The sequence below is a fragment of the Ruegeria sp. HKCCSP351 genome, assembly GCF_017872535.1.
Lineage (GTDB): Bacteria > Pseudomonadota > Alphaproteobacteria > Rhodobacterales > Rhodobacteraceae > Ruegeria.
In genome coordinates, this window is record NZ_JAEDOV010000005.1 from 291,979 (window position 1) to 306,322 (window position 14,344).

Here is a 14,344-nt window from a genome sequence, read left to right on the forward strand (position 1 = left end):
GGACCGGCAACAGCCGGTCCGACCCCATTCACCCATGCATCCCCAGACCATTGGCAATCTTCCAGATCCGCCAGTGGTCGTGCGGCATATGGCTCTGCACCAAGCCAAAATGCCGGAACGCGTCATGCACTGCGTTCGAGAACGCAGGCACACCGCCGACATTCGGGCTTTCCCCCACACCCTTTGCCCCAATCGGATGGTGCGGGGACGGGGTCACCGTATGGCCGGTGGTATAGTTCGGCGTCTCCCACGCGGTTGGCAGGAAGAAGTCCATCAGTGTACCGGTCTTCACATTGCCCATATCATCATAGGCAATCTCTTGCCCCATCGCGATAGCCAGTGCCTCGGTCACCCCGCCATGGACCTGACCCTCGATGATCATCGGATTAATCCGCGTGCCGCAGTCATCCAGAGCATAAAACTGCCGGACCTCCCATTCACCGGTATCTACGTCAATCTCCATGACACAGATATAGGCCCCGAACGGATAAGTCATATTCGGCGGGTCGTAATAGCTGACGGCCTCCAGACCCGGCTCCAGTCCAGGAATGGCCTGATTATAGGCGGCGAATGCGATTTCCTTCATGGTCTTGAACCGCTCAGGCGCGCCTTTGACAGCAAAGCGATCCACGTCCCATTCGACGTCATTGTCATGCACCTCCAGCAGATAGGCCGCGATCATCTGGGCTTTTGCCCGAATTTTGCGGGCCGCCATCGCCGTGGCCGCACCAGCGACCGGAGTAGACCGGGACCCATAAGTCCCAAGCCCGTAAGGTGCGGTATCCGTGTCACCCTCTTCCAGCGTGATGTCATCGGCGGGCAGGCCGATTTCGCTGGCGATGATCTGGGCGAAGGTTGTGGCATGGCCCTGCCCTTGACTGATCGTCCCCAGCCGCGCAATCGCTGATCCGGTCGGATGAATGCGAATCTCGCAGCTGTCGAACATCCCCAGTCCAAGGATATCGCAGTTCTTCACTGGCCCGGCCCCGACGATTTCCGTGAAATGCGTCAGGCCAATGCCCAGCAGCTTGCGCGTTTTTCCAGCCTTGAAATCCGCGATCCGCTGCGCCTGTTCCGCCCGCAGACCCTCATAGTTCACGGCCTTCAGCGCCTTGTCCCAGGCGGTGTGATAATCGCCCGAGTCATATTCCCAGCCCAGCGCCGACTGATACGGGAACTGATCTTTGCGGATGAAGTTGATCCGGCGCAGCTCGGCCGCGTCCATGTTCAGCTTGATGGCCAGAACCTCGATCATGCGTTCGATGAAATAGGCGGCTTCGGTTACGCGGAAAGAACAGCGATAGGCCACACCGCCCGGCGCCTTGTTGGTATAGACACCATCCACCGCCAGATAGGCAGCCGCGATGTCATAAGACCCGGTGCAGATATTCATGAACCCGGCAGGGAATTTGGTGGGGTCAGCACATGCGTCGAAACCACCATGATCCGCCGTGGTGTGACACCACAATCCGGTGATCTTGCCATCCTTGGTGGCGGCAATCTTCCCCTGCATCCAGTAGTCGCGGGCAAAGGCAGTGGACATCAGGTTTTCCATCCGGTCCTCGACCCACTTCACCGGCTTGCCGGTAACAATCGAGGCCACCACCGAACACACATAGCCTGCGTAGGCCCCCACCTTGTTGCCAAACCCACCACCGATATCGGGGCTGATCACGCGGATATTATGCTCGGCCAGCCCCGAAATCAGAGACACAACTGTCCGGATTGCATGAGGGGCCTGGAACGTCCCGTAGAGCGTCAGCTTGCCGGTCACCTTGTCCATCGATGCCACGCAACCGCAGGTCTCAAGCGGGCACGGGTGGGTGCGGTGGTAATAGATCATCTCTTCGGCGACCACGTCCGCCTCTGCCAGCACAGATTCGGTCGCGTCCTTGTCGCCCTGTTCCCACGTAAAGATGTGGTTGTGATGTTGGCGCGGACCATGCGCGCCTTCGGTCTGACCTTCCAGATCTTCGCGGAGCACCACGTCCGACTTCAACGATTCGAACGGGTCCGTGATGACTGGAAGCTCTTCGTATTCGACCTCGACCAGTTCAACGGCATCTGCCGCGACATAGCGATCTTCGGCCACGACATAGGCAACTTCCTGGCCCTGAAACAACACCTTGCCATCGGCCAGCACCATCTGCTTGTCACCGGCCAGTGTCGGCATCCAGTGCAATCCCAAAGGCGACAGGTCTTCGGCGGTCAAAACGGCGATCACGCCGGGCAGTGCCAAGGCCGCCTCTTTGTTCACGCTGACGACGCGGGCATGTGCGTAGGGGGAGCGCACAAAATCGCCAAACAGCATCCCGTCCAGCTTGATGTCATCAACGTAATTACCCTTGCCTTGAGTGAAACGCACGTCCTCGACGCGCTTTCGGGCGCAGCCCAAACCTTTAAGGTTGGCAGCGCGTTCTTCGGGGGTCAGGGTCTGGTCGGTCATTCCGCGGCCTCCTTCTGTGCATTGAGCAAATCAGCCGAGGCCGAGATCGCTTTGACGATATTCTGGTATCCCGTGCAGCGGCACAGGTTTCCGGCCATGCCGAAACGGATTTCCTCCTCGGTCGGGTTCGGGTTTTCCTGCAGCAGACGATGCGCCCGGGTGATCATGCCCGGCGTGCAGAACCCACATTGCAGCCCGTGATGTTCGCGGAACATTTCCTGCAACACTCCAAGGCTGCCATCATCATTGGTCAGCCCCTCAACGGTTGTGATCTCAGAACCGTTTACCTGCGCTACAAAGGCGGTGCAGGATTTGACCGACTTGCCGTCGATATCCACCGTGCAGGCACCGCAATGGCTGGTTTCACACCCGATATGCGGGCCGGTGATTTTCAGGTCTTCCCGCAGGAAGTGGATCAGCAGCGTGCGCGGCTCGGCCAGACCGTCAACCTGCTTGCCGTTTACGGTCAGTTTGACATGCATTTTCGACATTGGTTCCCTCCCCCTCAGCCCGCGCGGCTTTGCGCACGGTCGATGGCGCGGCGCAGCACCACGGCTGCCACGTGTTTCTTGAATTCGACGGGGCCGCGGTTATCAGCGACCGGATCGATTGCGTCTAGCATTGCGGCAACGCACCCTTCGACATCACCCCCGGCCAGCGCGGTGCTGGCCTCATCCGACCAGATGGGCGTGTCGGCCAGATTGGTCATCGCAACCGAGGCCTGACCGTTGCCAACCATCACAGCCGCGGCGGCGGTCGCATAATCCCCTATCTTGCGCTTTTGCTTTTGATAGGCCTGCCCCACGCCTGCACCCGGCACAGGGATCGAAATCCGGATCAGGATTTCTTCGTCTTCGCGGGCGGTGAAATACGCGGCCTCATAAAAATCACGCGCGGCAACTGTCCGGTTCCCGTCCGGGCCGGACAATTCAAACGAGGCGTTCAAGCATTGCATCAGACCCGGCATGTCATTGCCCGGGTCACCATTGGCTACATTACCACCGACAGTGCCCATGTACCGCACTTGCGGATCCGCAATCTGAAGCGCCGCCTCGCGGATCAACGGAATGGCTTCGGCCAGACCGCTGTGGGTGATCAGCTCGTGCTGCGTGACCATCGCACCCAAAGTAACGGTGTCTGGCCCGACCTCTATTCCCTTAAGCTCTTCAATGGCCTGAAGATCGACCAGATGACCCATCTCGGCCATCCGAAGCTTCATCATCGGGATCAGGCTGTGCCCGCCCGCGATCACGCGCGCCTCGTCCCCGTATTCCTGTAGAATGCCGATGGCCGAGGCAATGTCGCCTGGCCGGTGATACTCAAAGCCGGCTGGTATCATGTTTTTCCTCCCTGGGTCCGGGCAATATGCCTTGGCGGACCTGAGGTAAGGAAAGAACGGCGGATTTAACTGATCCAGTTAAGGAAAACGGAGCGCGCGACTTGTTTCACGAAATGCGAAAGAACTGCACGAGTTGCGCCTACACCCCCAGTGCTTCGCGAATACCAGTCAGGCGGGACCGGCTGACCGGCACCTTGCTCAGCGCGTCAACACCATCGAAATAACAGGTGCCGTTGTCCTTGTGACGTTCAAAGCGCGAGACGTGTTTCGGGTTCACCAGATAACTGCGATGCGCCCGCAGGAACCCTTCGGGCAAAAGCCGCGTTTCCGCATCGGTGATCGACCAGGGGCAGAAAAGTTTCTCTGCGTCCATATAGAGTACCGTGTAATGCCCTTCGGCCCGAATTGCGGCGATCCGGGCGGGATGAGCAAATAAGGTCTGGCCTTCGCGCTCATACGGAACACCAGCGCGCATTGGGGCGGGTTCCAACACAGGTCCCGAGGCAGGTGCAGTCACGGGCTTTGGCTCTATGAACGTGATACCGGTCAACAGGAAAGCACCACAGATCAGAAAGACGGATACCGTCACCCCCATCGCCAAAACCTGATTATCCAGCGCAGGACCCGCACCACCCAGGCTGTCGCTCGCGACGAAATCCGTAAGGCCCGTGGCAACAAAATGCATGGTGAACACCGCCAGCCCGAAACAAACCGTGCCGAGCAGGATGTTTCGTTGAGTCCGGTTGCCATAAGCCACCCAAAAAGCGGCGACAGACAAGATCACTGATGCCAGCGCTGACAGAACAACATCGAAAATGTCATAGACGGGGCGGCAAAGCTGCATACCAGCCATCCCGACATAGTGCATCGCGACGATGCCCAGTCCGACAATCACACCAGATCCGATCATCGTCTGAACCGAACGAGGCCGGAAATGCAGCAGCAGCAACGCCAGCCCTACCATCAGGATCGCGACCAGTGCCGACATCAGGGTGATCAGGGCATCATAGTAGAACAGGATTGGCAGTTGCAGCCCCAGCATCGCCACGAAATGCATCGACCAGATGCCGCCGCCCAGAATGACAGCGGCCAATGCCACCACGAACTTGCGCCGCTGGCTATCCAGCCTGGACGCGCCATGCGTCAGGTACAGACCCGTGAACCCGGCCATGAGCGCCACGGCAAGCGAAGCCACCACCAACCAAGTGTTGTGAGAGTAGTCCAGCATTTGGATTTGAACGCCCTCCCCGACGCGAGGATGACGTTAGCAAACCTAATTGATTGCGACAATTCACAGTTAACAACAGCAGGGCTCAGACCTGTTTCTGAGCCTCTGCATCGTCCGCGACCTCTACGGCATCAACTGTGACTTCAACCACATCGTCGTCTTCCGCAGTCTCGACTGTTTCGGGTTCTTCAGTCTGGCTCTCAAGTGCACCGACGATCAAAGGCAACATGTGAACCCCGGTTGCAGTTGCAATCTCTGGAGTCTGTGGCGTCTGCCAGCTGAGCGTATCGAAGCTGTGGCAGTTCTGACAGACAGGTCCCCATTCGGGTTGAATGTCATGACAGTTGTCGCACACCCATTGCGGGCCGCGCGGCGCGTTCAGTGCCTTGGCAAGCCAACCTTGCACAACAGCGTCCGTGGCACCCTCGCCGCGCTCAACGGCAGCCATCAATGTATAGGCCCGCGCATCACCTCGTTTTTCGACAACATCACCCAAGGCACGGCGGGCTTCGGGAAAGTCTTCGGCCACAATGTTCAGCTCGGCTAGGATCAAACGGGTTTCCATGTTTTCAGGATGAATGCGCGTCAGTGCCGTGAAACGCCTGACCCTTTGTTCCGGGGTTTCATCCGGCTCGATCTCGGCAAAGGCATGGGCCAGATCCGGATGCGGACGAACCTCCCACGCTTTTTTCAGGATCTTGGTCGCTGCCCGGGACTTCCCCTTGGCGATATACGCGCGGGCCGCCATTGCGGCAGCAGGCACCAGATCGGGCGACAGGCGATTGGCTTCGATCGCGCGCTCCTGTTGCTCGACAGTTGCGCCTTCATCCAGGATTCCTTTGGCTTCAGACAGCGCCAGAACCGCATCGCGGCGTTTGAATACGTCGCGCGGCAGATACCCGGCTTTCAATTTGGACGTCAGCGTCGACCGGGCACCGGCCCAATCCTGCGCCTTGGTCTGTAAATTCAGCAGAACATCCTGTGTCTCTTCGTGGCGGGGTTTTATGGCCAGTGCCTTTTCGGCCAGCTTGCGGGCGGTTTCATCATCCCCTTCGGCCAGCTTCTGTTTCATGATACCGCGCACACCGACAAACCGGGTCGCACTGTTTGTCACCAGTTTCTTGTAAGTGTCCGAAGCTTTCTTGGTGTCACCCGTCATCTCGGCAGCCTGGGCCACCAGAAGATCCGTCAATTCCGGCTTGTTCAACAGCTTTTCGGCCTTACTGGCCTTGGTCATGGCTATGCGCCCTTCGCCTGAGGCCAACGCCATCAACCCATCGGCCAGCGCCTGATAGCCGCGCTGTTCTCGACTGCGATCGAAATACCGCGACAGAGCGGTTTCGTCGCCGTTGAGGAATTTGAGCGTCGCAACCAACAGGCTGAGCAGTTTGAAGAACAGCCAGACCGCAAGCACCAGAACACCCAACGCAATCACCGACTGAAGCGGCCCAAGGGTGAATTCCGTGCCGGCGACGGTGATCTGCACCCCACCGCTGGTTTGCATCAGGAAGTGACCGCCCAGCGCCAGCAGGCCGATAATCGCAACAAAAACGAGGATCTTAAACAATGACCACAGCATGGCAGGTCCTTCAGTTCGAGTTCGGGCTGGAAGCCAGCGTATTCACGGCGTCAACGGCGGCGGCTCGTGTCCCGGCCGCCTGCTCCCAATCGGCCATCGCAGCCTGCGCCACTTCGGGAAGTGATTTCAGTTCGTTCAACGCTTTGGTCAGGTCGCCATCTGCCAGTGCAGCCTGCGCGCGCGACAGAACAGCGTCTGGACTATCACCTTCCTGAGGCGTGACGGAACGGGCACCCGTTTGACGTTGCAGGAAGGCGACCAAACCCGTTCCTTTGTCAGACTCGCGCGCCTCGGCCAATGCATTTCGCGCAGCAGGCTCGAACGACGCCCGAAGCGCGGTCAGAGTTTCCACGCCTTTTTCCGACGGGCCGGACAGGGCGTCCGGCACACTCACGCCGCCTGCCTTCAATTCAGCAACCAATTCCGAAAAAGGCTGGCCGGTGTCCAGCTGCCCACGCAGACGCGCCAGAATGGCAGCATTCGTTGCGGCTTGTGCTTCTGCCGAGGCTTTCGCTTCAAGAGCCTGCGCGTCCGAAACCATTTTTTCGACTTCAACCCGTTGAGCTGCCAGCGAGTCCTGAAGTTTCTTCAGTTCCGCCTCAAACGCGGCAGTTGCCTCGGGTGAAGCCGTGGAGGCAATCGGGGCTTTTTCCAGCGCGGCGATCCGGTCCGTCAATGGCGCGACCTCACCGGACAGCGCATCAACCGAGGATTTTACCGTGCTCAGGTCGCCTTCAACCGGTGTCAGCTTGTCCGACAATGCTTTGATCTGATCTGCCAGTCCAGACACATCAGGGCCGTTTGCAAGCGCCTGTGACAGCTTGGCGATCTGGTCCGATTGTTCTGTCAGCTTTGCTTCCAGCGCCGCCAGCGCCCCCGAGTTGTCCGGGCCGGTTGGCAACAGCCCTCCATTGCCCAGCGCGAAACCTGCAACGGCAGCTAGCGCCCCACCCAACAGGGCCGGAACGAAACCGCCGCGTTTTTCGACTACGCGTTCGACGGTCTTTTCATCGACCGGGGCTTCGGCTTCGGCTTCGGCTTCGGCTTCGGCTTCGGCTTCGGCTTCGGCTTCGGCTTCGGCTTCGGCTTCGGCTTCGGACAGGTCTTCTTCTACAGGTTCAGCCGGGTCAACAGGCGTATCTTCCTGCCGCAGATCAGTTTCAACTGCATCATCCGCTACGAGGGGTTCCACCGGCTTTTGATCGGATTTCTTCTTACCAGCCACCGCAATATTCCCCTTATCGAATCCAAATTCAGATGAATAACAGCCCAGGTTAAGTTAATCGGGGACCTCGCCACCCTCAACCCGCAACACATGTTTCACAAGCTTTTTAACAGCTTTACGCATTTTCTTGGGTGTCGGATGTTTTGCGATCTTCAGGTGCTCATAGCCCAAGGAATAAAGGGGATCAGCCGTAGCCTGGCTGATCGCAACCAGCCAAAGGGGGGCCGATCCGGCCCAGATATCGGCAAAATGTCGCGCCGTGCGCGGCGAGAAAAGCGGAGCAATTATCGGCAGATTTCCTCTGGCGGCCTCGGTTGCCTCGGGTGTTAGCGGCAACAACCGCTGCTGATAGACCGGCTGTTCCCGAACGGTCAGACCAGATTCGGTCAGGCGGCCAGCGACATTGCCCCGTGTATGCTCACCCCGCAGGTGCAAAAGGGGGCTTTTGGGCCGATGCTTGAGCAGATGCCCGGCCAATTCTTCCGCCGTGGTTCCGACCATCTTGGCCTGCCACCCATACCCTTTCGCGGTACCGGTTGTTGCGGGTCCCACGCAATAGGCCGGCAGAGTTCGGTCAACACCTTTCGAGACCGCAGCATTCACCGCATTGGCCGATGTAAAGATCAATCCTTTTACACCTTTGGTATCCACTGCAACTGGCAGAGGCCGGATTTCCATGATCGGCGAATAGAGGACCTGAACCCGGGACCTGATGCGGGTTGGCAGCTGCTCGACAAACCTTTCCGAGGCGGAGCGAGGGCGGGTCATCAACAAAAACAACGTGTGGCGCCTTGACCCTTCAGGATTGTTTGCATCCGCGCAGGGTGATACCCCGCCGTATATACATGATGCAACGGATCAGGGTGATGGTGCAAACACTTACCGTATTGGGTTTGGAAAGCAGCTGTGACGACACAGCCGCAGCCGTCGTGCGCCAGACCAAGGGTGCCAAAGCCGAAATCCTGTCTTCTGTGGTGCACGGTCAAACCGATCTGCACAGCGCCTTTGGCGGCGTCGTGCCCGAGATTGCAGCCCGTGCGCATGCCGAAAAGCTGGATGTCTGCGTTGTGCAGGCGCTGGACGCTGCTGGTCTGTCGCTGCGCGACATGGACGCTATTGCCGTCACCGCCGGGCCCGGTCTGATCGGAGGGGTCATGTCCGGTGTCATGTGCGCCAAGGGGCTGAGTGCGGCTACGGGCCTGCCGTTGATTGGCGTCAATCATCTTGCAGGTCACGCCCTGACGCCCCGCCTGACGGACGACATCGCCTTCCCTTACCTCATGCTTCTGGTGTCGGGCGGCCATTGCCAATACCTGATCGCCCATGGCCCCGAGCAGTTTACCCGCCTGGGCGGCACCATCGACGATGCGCCAGGGGAAGCTTTTGACAAGACCGCTCGCCTGCTGGGCCTGCCGCAACCCGGCGGCCCGTCTGTCGAGGTTGAAGCCCGTGATGGCAACGCCCAGCGGTTCCGCTTTCCCAGGCCACTGCTGGACCGGCCCGGCAGTGACTTGTCTTTCTCGGGGCTGAAAACAGCGCTGATGCGGATGCGCGACCAGATCGTGGCCGTCAAGGGTGGACTGACCCGTCAGGACCGTGCTGATCTGTGCGCAGGATTCCAGCAGGCCATAGTGGACACATTGGCCGAGAAAACCCGCCGCGCGATTGATCTGTACCTTGATCACAACCCTGTTGATCCCGTTGTCGCGGTCGCCGGTGGGGTAGCAGCGAATTCGGCTATTCGGACGGCGTTAGAGTCTGTTTGCGCCCAGAAAGGCGCCCGATTCACGGCACCTCCGCTGGCTTTGTGCACGGACAATGCCGCGATGATTGCCTATGCGGGCCTCGAACGCTTTCGCGCCGGCGCGCGCGACGGTCTGGACCTGACTGCCCGCCCCCGCTGGCCGCTGGATCAACACAGCCCGGCAATGCTGGGCAGCGGTAAGAAAGGGGCCAAGGCATGAACGTCTCTGTCCTGGGATCCGGAGCGTTTGGGACCGCTTTGGCGATCTCGCTGTCAGGCAGCGGGCCGGTAACACTGTGGTCCAGAAACGCCGATCAGGCGCGGCAGATGCATGAGACGCGCGAAAACTCCATCAGGCTGCCTGGTGTTAGCTTACCCATGGACATCACTGTAACCGCAAATATCGCTGAGGCGTCGAAAGCTGACATTCTGCTTTTGGCCGTTCCCATGCAGCAATTGCGTAGCGCCTTGCAAGATCACGCCCCGGTGCTGCACGGCAAGACACTGGTCGCTTGCTGTAAGGGGATAGAGTTGGATTCTGGCCTCGGGCCCGTTGCGGTCATCAGGGATGTTGTCCCCGATGCCCCGATCGCTTTACTGACAGGACCCAGTTTTGCTGATGACATAGCGCGAGGCTTGCCCACTGCGTTAACGCTGGCTTGCGGTGATACGAATCTTAGCAAAGCTTTGCAGACCGAGCTGGCCACTGCGAATCTGCGCCTCTATCGGACCACTGACACCATAGGCGCTGAACTTGGCGGGGCGCTGAAGAACATCATGGCTATCGGTTGCGGCGCAGCAATCGGTGCGGGGCTGGGGGACAGCGCCCGTGCCGCGTTGATGACTCGCGGTTTTGCGGAAATGCAGCGCTTTGCCGCCCTGCGTGGCGCGCGCCCTGACACCCTGATGGGCTTGTCCGGGCTTGGAGATCTGGTGTTGACCTGTTCCTCAGAGCTGTCCCGAAACTACCGTTTTGGCCTTAGTTTGGGTCTGAACCAACCATTTGACCAACATACTACCGTCGAAGGCGTTGCCACCGCGCGCGCTATGTCAGAGATTGCCGTCAAAGAAGGGCTGGACATGCCCATCAGTACAACTGTGGCGGATCTGAGCCATGGTGCCTACAGTGTGACCGAGGCCATCCAAAACCTGCTCAATCGCCCACTCAAGGAGGAATAACATGCTGATCGCACTCATCGCCCGTGACAATGCCGGGGCGCTGCAAACCCGGCTGGACAATCGCGCGGCCCATCTTGCCTATATCGAAGAAACGGGTGTTGTATCGCAGGCAGGGCCGCTGCTGGATGGCGACGCCATGATCGGTTCGCTGGTTGTACTCGACGTCGAAGATCTGGCTGCCGCGCAAAACTGGGCAGATAATGACCCCTATGCGAAGGCGGGATTGTTCCAGTCGGTTGAGCTGATTCCCTGGAAAAAGGTGATCGGCTGATGGCATATTGGCTTTTCAAGTCCGAACCTTCGACCTGGAGCTGGGAACAGCAAATGGCCAAGGGGGATAAGGGCGAGGAATGGGACGGTGTGCGCAACTATCAGGCGCGCAATTTCATGCGTCAGATGGCCATTGGGGATTGGGGGTTCTTCTACCACTCTCAAAAGGACAAATCGGTTGTGGGTATTGTCGAGGTATGCGCCGAGGCACATCCCGACAGTTCCACCGATGATGAGCGCTGGGAATGCGTGGATATCAAGGCCGTCCGGTCCTTTTCCAAGCCAGTGACACTGGACCAGATAAAGGCCGACGAACGGCTTGCCGACATGGTGCTGGTGAAAAACTCTCGTTTGTCGGTGCAGCCGGTAACTGACGATCAATGGAAGGCGATCTGCGCCTTGGGTGAAGCGCAGCCGGATTGACTTGCCGACCCGTATCAGGTGCAAAACTTCTCAAACGTCCGGCAAGGTGTTATGTTTCCAAGGGTTACGCCGGGTGGGGACCTGAACGTTATGATTGCTCTGGTCGTAACCGCTTGGTGTTGTTCGGATAAATTCGATATGTTTTGAAAGTTTGAACCCCGTGTCTGACACTGAAAACGGCAACGGGACGCTCGATAACACCGTTGCTGCGAAAAGCGCGAAAACCTGGGAAGCGCGCCTGAAAGAAGCGCGGGAAAAACGCGCGTCAGTGCTTGCGAAGGCGCAAGAAGAGACGTCGGAAGAACCTGTTTCGACATCTGTCCAGACAGACGAACCACCCCCGCCGGATGATACAGATACAGAGCAGATCGTTTCCGAGCGGGTCCGCTCGCTAAATCTGGACAAACCGCGCGTCAGAAAAAAAAGGAAAACTCGGGTCGCGTTAGTACTGGTTGCCCTTTTGTGTGGGGCCGCCTTGCAATGGGTCATTGCAAATCTTTTAGATGAGTGGCCGCCCGCAGATGCAGAAGACCAGGCCGTTCTGAATGCGCTTTCTGAAACCTTTCTGGTCCCCGAAGAACAGCCTGAGGCTGCAACCACCAGCATGCCGGACGCAAAAGACGCCCCTACGCCAGAGGATCTGTTGGTTTCGGGGCCTCCTGAGCCCGAGCCTCATTCAATCCCCGCCGACGTCAGCGAACCCTTGGACGAGCCAAATAGCCGGTCAGTCGATCCGGTAACTTTGGATCAATCCGATGTAACCCCTTCCCAGGAGACGGAAAGCGCTGTCATGCCGGAAAGCGAGTTTACAACCGGCCCGAATCCTGAAGCGGCAACGGAGAAGCCGGAGATTTCCTTAACACCGCCCAGGATTTTCATTCCGGCCCAGTTGGAACCCACGTTGGCCGTCACAACTGCTTCAGACATTCATGCCGCGATTCCGGCCTGGTATGATTCGCGACTTCGCAATCCCAATCCGCTGAACAAGGGCGGGTTATCGCAAGTGTCGCAGATAGCCCATGATCCTATTCCGCCAGAGATCGATACACCGGCCAATCGGCCCTACACCGAGGTGAAACCGCTGCCTGTGACTCCGGTCATTGATCTTGAGGTCTCGCTTTTTGTACCGTCGAGAGTTTCGCAAGAGACCAGCAACCGGGCGTTGGAACTGCTTGCCCGAAGTCAGGCAACAGTGGTGGCAACAGCTCGGGTGGGATACCGGGTCCGAGAAACCCAGGTCCGGTTTTACCATCCCGATGACGCCGAAAACGCTGCCATGGCCGCCGATGCACTTGGGGGTATCGCACGGGATTTCACAAGCTCGGGCAGCAAGACGCGCCCCGGGCGGATCGAGGTTTATCTGGAAGGCAGCGGCGGAAATGTGGACGACAATTCTACGGTTCAACCTGACAACGCAGAAAGCCTCATCGCGCGTATTTTGAGAGAGTTCAGATGATAAATGAGGGAAGGTTCTGACGATACAGAACCTTCCCTACCCCCGCGTGCTCCCTACTCACCACACGCATATGGAAATGTCTGGTTCTGACCGTCCTGGTCACGGTTTGACCTTAACCCAACCGCACCCGGCGTTTCAAACGCCAAGTCCTTAAAAAACAACTCAAATACAAAACGCCTGCCGGGTAGACGACAAGCGTTTAAGGAATGCGCGGTAAGATCAGCCGTAAACGGCTTCTTTTCCGAAATGCTTGGTCAGCATGTAATAAACCACGGCGCGGTATTTGTTGCGCTCAGACATGCCATAGGTTTCCATAGCTTTGTTGATCGCTGCCATCAGCTCTGGGCCATCTGACAGGCCCAGTTTCTTGATCAGGAAGTTATTCTTGACGGTTTCCAATTCGGACTCCTGGCTGGCTGCAACAGTTGCCGCATCTGCGTCATAGATCGCCGGGCCGCAACCGATTGTGACCTTGGTCAACAGGTTCATATCGGGGTTCATCCCACATTTGTTCTTCAGATCTTCAGCGTATTTGGCGATCAACTCGTCGCGCTTGCCCATGTCCCAATCTCCTTTATCCGTTAATCCGGCACCAATCACCGATAGCCGAGACTAGACGTGTCACAGGTCAGCCCAAAAGGATAAAATATCGCGTTTCCTCCCCCTTAACCGGGGCTGGAATGCACAGGATGCAAGACCTATCTGCAATACCCCCAGCCCGAACCTTGCAGGTGAAAATGGTCCGCGTGCAAGCGATTGAAGTCCGGGCCCAGAACCACACGAAACCAGTCGCACGCGCCCCGCCAGATTTTCCGCAGAAATGCAGGTTCGGGTCCGGTGCCCTGCCAGTTATTTAACAGGGTCAGCACGCGGCCATCGGTCGTCACCACACCGATGATATCGATCGAGTCCGCACGGGCATGGCTGCTCCATCCATTGTTTTCACCCTGCAGGGTGCGCATGCGCCTGCAATTGTAACTTCCGACATGGCGCAATCGGGCAATACCGGTTCCAAGCAGTTCGTGCGCGGCCGGCTGCACGACATGGTGTTCCCACATCGCCAGCCGCAATGTTGTGGCGCAACTGGTTTCGATGGCTTCGATATGCGAGGTAGCCAGTCGGGTCAGAAGGCCGCGTGCGGCAATGCCACAGCTCTGATCAACGACCAGACCCTCCATCGCCTCGAAATGAACGCCCGCTTCGGCCAACGTAGCCCGACACTGGGTTTCATCCGCCACGGTGCGGTTCAGTTGATATCGGGTGACCGGCGTCACCGGTGCGCTGACCTTCAGGTCGCGCAACGGGTTCCAGTGCGATGGCACAGGTGTCTTTGGATGCGCCAACAGCACCCAGCCGCCGCCGCCCAGCACGATCACCACAACCAAAATCCTGAAAACGAAGAACGCCGCCAAGTAAAGAAACCGGCGGCGTCCGTTATTCTGTGTCATCGTCAGA

General features: G+C 58.4%; 14 protein-coding genes. 5 read left to right on the top strand and 9 right to left on the bottom strand.

The window, feature by feature from the left end:
- Window positions 1–28: 28 nt before the first annotated feature.
- From I9182_RS12850 to I9182_RS12880, 7 genes are all read right to left on the bottom strand, one after another.
- A complete protein-coding gene (locus I9182_RS12850; protein WP_209598505.1) occupies window positions 29–2,446 on the bottom strand; it encodes an aerobic carbon-monoxide dehydrogenase large subunit in 2,418 nt (805 codons plus the stop codon).
- Window positions 2,443–2,937 carry a (2Fe-2S)-binding protein gene (locus I9182_RS12855; protein WP_209598506.1) on the bottom strand — a complete coding sequence of 165 codons (495 nt, stop codon included), beginning with the start codon at window positions 2,935–2,937 and terminating at the stop codon, window positions 2,443–2,445. Before I9182_RS12855 ends, I9182_RS12850 begins: the two co-directional genes overlap by 4 nt.
- A gap of 14 nt (window positions 2,938–2,951) precedes the next feature.
- The gene (locus I9182_RS12860; protein ID WP_209505219.1) at window positions 2,952–3,785 is read right to left on the bottom strand and encodes a xanthine dehydrogenase family protein subunit M; all 834 of its coding nucleotides are present in this window, start codon (window positions 3,783–3,785) and stop codon (window positions 2,952–2,954) included.
- A 139-nt stretch (window positions 3,786–3,924) separates the two neighbouring features.
- Complete coding sequence (locus tag I9182_RS12865) at window positions 3,925–5,013, bottom strand: MHYT domain-containing protein (protein WP_209598507.1); 1,089 nt, start codon at window positions 5,011–5,013, stop codon at window positions 3,925–3,927.
- Between the two features lie 85 nt (window positions 5,014–5,098).
- On the bottom strand, window positions 5,099–6,592 hold the full coding sequence (locus I9182_RS12870; protein WP_209505221.1) for a heme biosynthesis HemY N-terminal domain-containing protein: 1,494 nt from the start codon (window positions 6,590–6,592) through the stop codon (window positions 5,099–5,101).
- Between the two features lie 10 nt (window positions 6,593–6,602).
- Window positions 6,603–7,817, bottom strand: coding sequence for a hypothetical protein (locus I9182_RS12875; RefSeq protein ID WP_209598508.1), 1,215 nt, complete (start codon window positions 7,815–7,817; stop codon window positions 6,603–6,605).
- A gap of 54 nt (window positions 7,818–7,871) precedes the next feature.
- Entirely contained in the window at window positions 7,872–8,585 is a 714-nt protein-coding gene (locus I9182_RS12880; protein ID WP_209598509.1) for a uroporphyrinogen-III synthase, read from the bottom strand.
- Window positions 8,586–8,683: 98 nt separating this feature from the next.
- Between I9182_RS12880 and tsaD the strand changes: the two genes are divergently transcribed.
- The 5 genes from tsaD to I9182_RS12905 all read left to right on the top strand — a co-directional run bounded on the left by tsaD (window position 8,684) and on the right by I9182_RS12905 (window position 12,889).
- Window positions 8,684–9,781, top strand: a complete 1,098-nt coding sequence (gene tsaD / locus I9182_RS12885) for a tRNA (adenosine(37)-N6)-threonylcarbamoyltransferase complex transferase subunit TsaD (RefSeq protein ID WP_209598540.1) — start codon at window positions 8,684–8,686, stop codon at window positions 9,779–9,781.
- Entirely contained in the window at window positions 9,778–10,740 is a 963-nt protein-coding gene (locus tag I9182_RS12890) for an NAD(P)H-dependent glycerol-3-phosphate dehydrogenase (RefSeq protein ID WP_209598510.1), read from the top strand. Before tsaD ends, I9182_RS12890 begins: the two co-directional genes overlap by 4 nt.
- 1 nt (window position 10,741) lies before the next feature.
- Complete coding sequence (locus tag I9182_RS12895; protein ID WP_209598511.1) at window positions 10,742–11,011, top strand: YciI family protein; 270 nt, start codon at window positions 10,742–10,744, stop codon at window positions 11,009–11,011.
- A complete protein-coding gene (locus I9182_RS12900; RefSeq protein WP_209598512.1) occupies window positions 11,011–11,433 on the top strand; it encodes an EVE domain-containing protein in 423 nt (140 codons plus the stop codon). Before I9182_RS12895 ends, I9182_RS12900 begins: the two co-directional genes overlap by 1 nt.
- 160 nt (window positions 11,434–11,593) lie before the next feature.
- Window positions 11,594–12,889 carry a hypothetical protein gene (locus I9182_RS12905; protein ID WP_209598513.1) on the top strand — a complete coding sequence of 432 codons (1,296 nt, stop codon included), beginning with the start codon at window positions 11,594–11,596 and terminating at the stop codon, window positions 12,887–12,889.
- A gap of 219 nt (window positions 12,890–13,108) precedes the next feature.
- On the opposite strand, the gene I9182_RS12910 is transcribed toward I9182_RS12905, so the two are convergent.
- Both I9182_RS12910 and I9182_RS12915 read right to left on the bottom strand, forming a co-directional pair.
- Window positions 13,109–13,450: a DUF2853 family protein gene (locus I9182_RS12910; RefSeq protein ID WP_209505229.1), complete on the bottom strand. Its 342-nt coding sequence runs from the start codon at window positions 13,448–13,450 to the stop codon at window positions 13,109–13,111.
- A gap of 137 nt (window positions 13,451–13,587) precedes the next feature.
- Window positions 13,588–14,337: an extensin family protein gene (locus I9182_RS12915; protein WP_209598514.1), complete on the bottom strand. Its 750-nt coding sequence runs from the start codon at window positions 14,335–14,337 to the stop codon at window positions 13,588–13,590.
- Window positions 14,338–14,344 lie beyond the last annotated feature (7 nt).

Excerpts from the sequence above, each read along its gene's own strand:
- I9182_RS12850 (WP_209598505.1), bottom strand. The coding sequence starts at position 2,446 with ATGACCGACCAGACCCTGACCCCCGAAGAACGCGCTGCCAACCTTAAA.
- I9182_RS12865 (WP_209598507.1), bottom strand. The coding sequence starts at position 5,013 with ATGCTGGACTACTCTCACAACACTTGGTTGGTGGTGGCTTCGCTTGCC.
- I9182_RS12910 (WP_209505229.1), bottom strand. The coding sequence starts at position 13,450 with ATGGGCAAGCGCGACGAGTTGATCGCCAAATACGCTGAAGATCTGAAG.
- I9182_RS12915 (WP_209598514.1), bottom strand. The coding sequence starts at position 14,337 with ATGACACAGAATAACGGACGCCGCCGGTTTCTTTACTTGGCGGCGTTC.
- I9182_RS12870 (WP_209505221.1), bottom strand. The coding sequence starts at position 6,592 with ATGCTGTGGTCATTGTTTAAGATCCTCGTTTTTGTTGCGATTATCGGC.
- I9182_RS12880 (WP_209598509.1), bottom strand. The coding sequence starts at position 8,585 with ATGACCCGCCCTCGCTCCGCCTCGGAAAGGTTTGTCGAGCAGCTGCCA.
- I9182_RS12900 (WP_209598512.1), top strand. The coding sequence starts at position 11,011 with ATGGCATATTGGCTTTTCAAGTCCGAACCTTCGACCTGGAGCTGGGAA.
- tsaD (WP_209598540.1), top strand. The coding sequence starts at position 8,684 with ATGGTGCAAACACTTACCGTATTGGGTTTGGAAAGCAGCTGTGACGAC.
- I9182_RS12890 (WP_209598510.1), top strand. The coding sequence starts at position 9,778 with ATGAACGTCTCTGTCCTGGGATCCGGAGCGTTTGGGACCGCTTTGGCG.
- I9182_RS12855 (WP_209598506.1), bottom strand. The coding sequence starts at position 2,937 with ATGTCGAAAATGCATGTCAAACTGACCGTAAACGGCAAGCAGGTTGAC.
- I9182_RS12895 (WP_209598511.1), top strand. The coding sequence starts at position 10,742 with ATGCTGATCGCACTCATCGCCCGTGACAATGCCGGGGCGCTGCAAACC.
- I9182_RS12860 (WP_209505219.1), bottom strand. The coding sequence starts at position 3,785 with ATGATACCAGCCGGCTTTGAGTATCACCGGCCAGGCGACATTGCCTCG.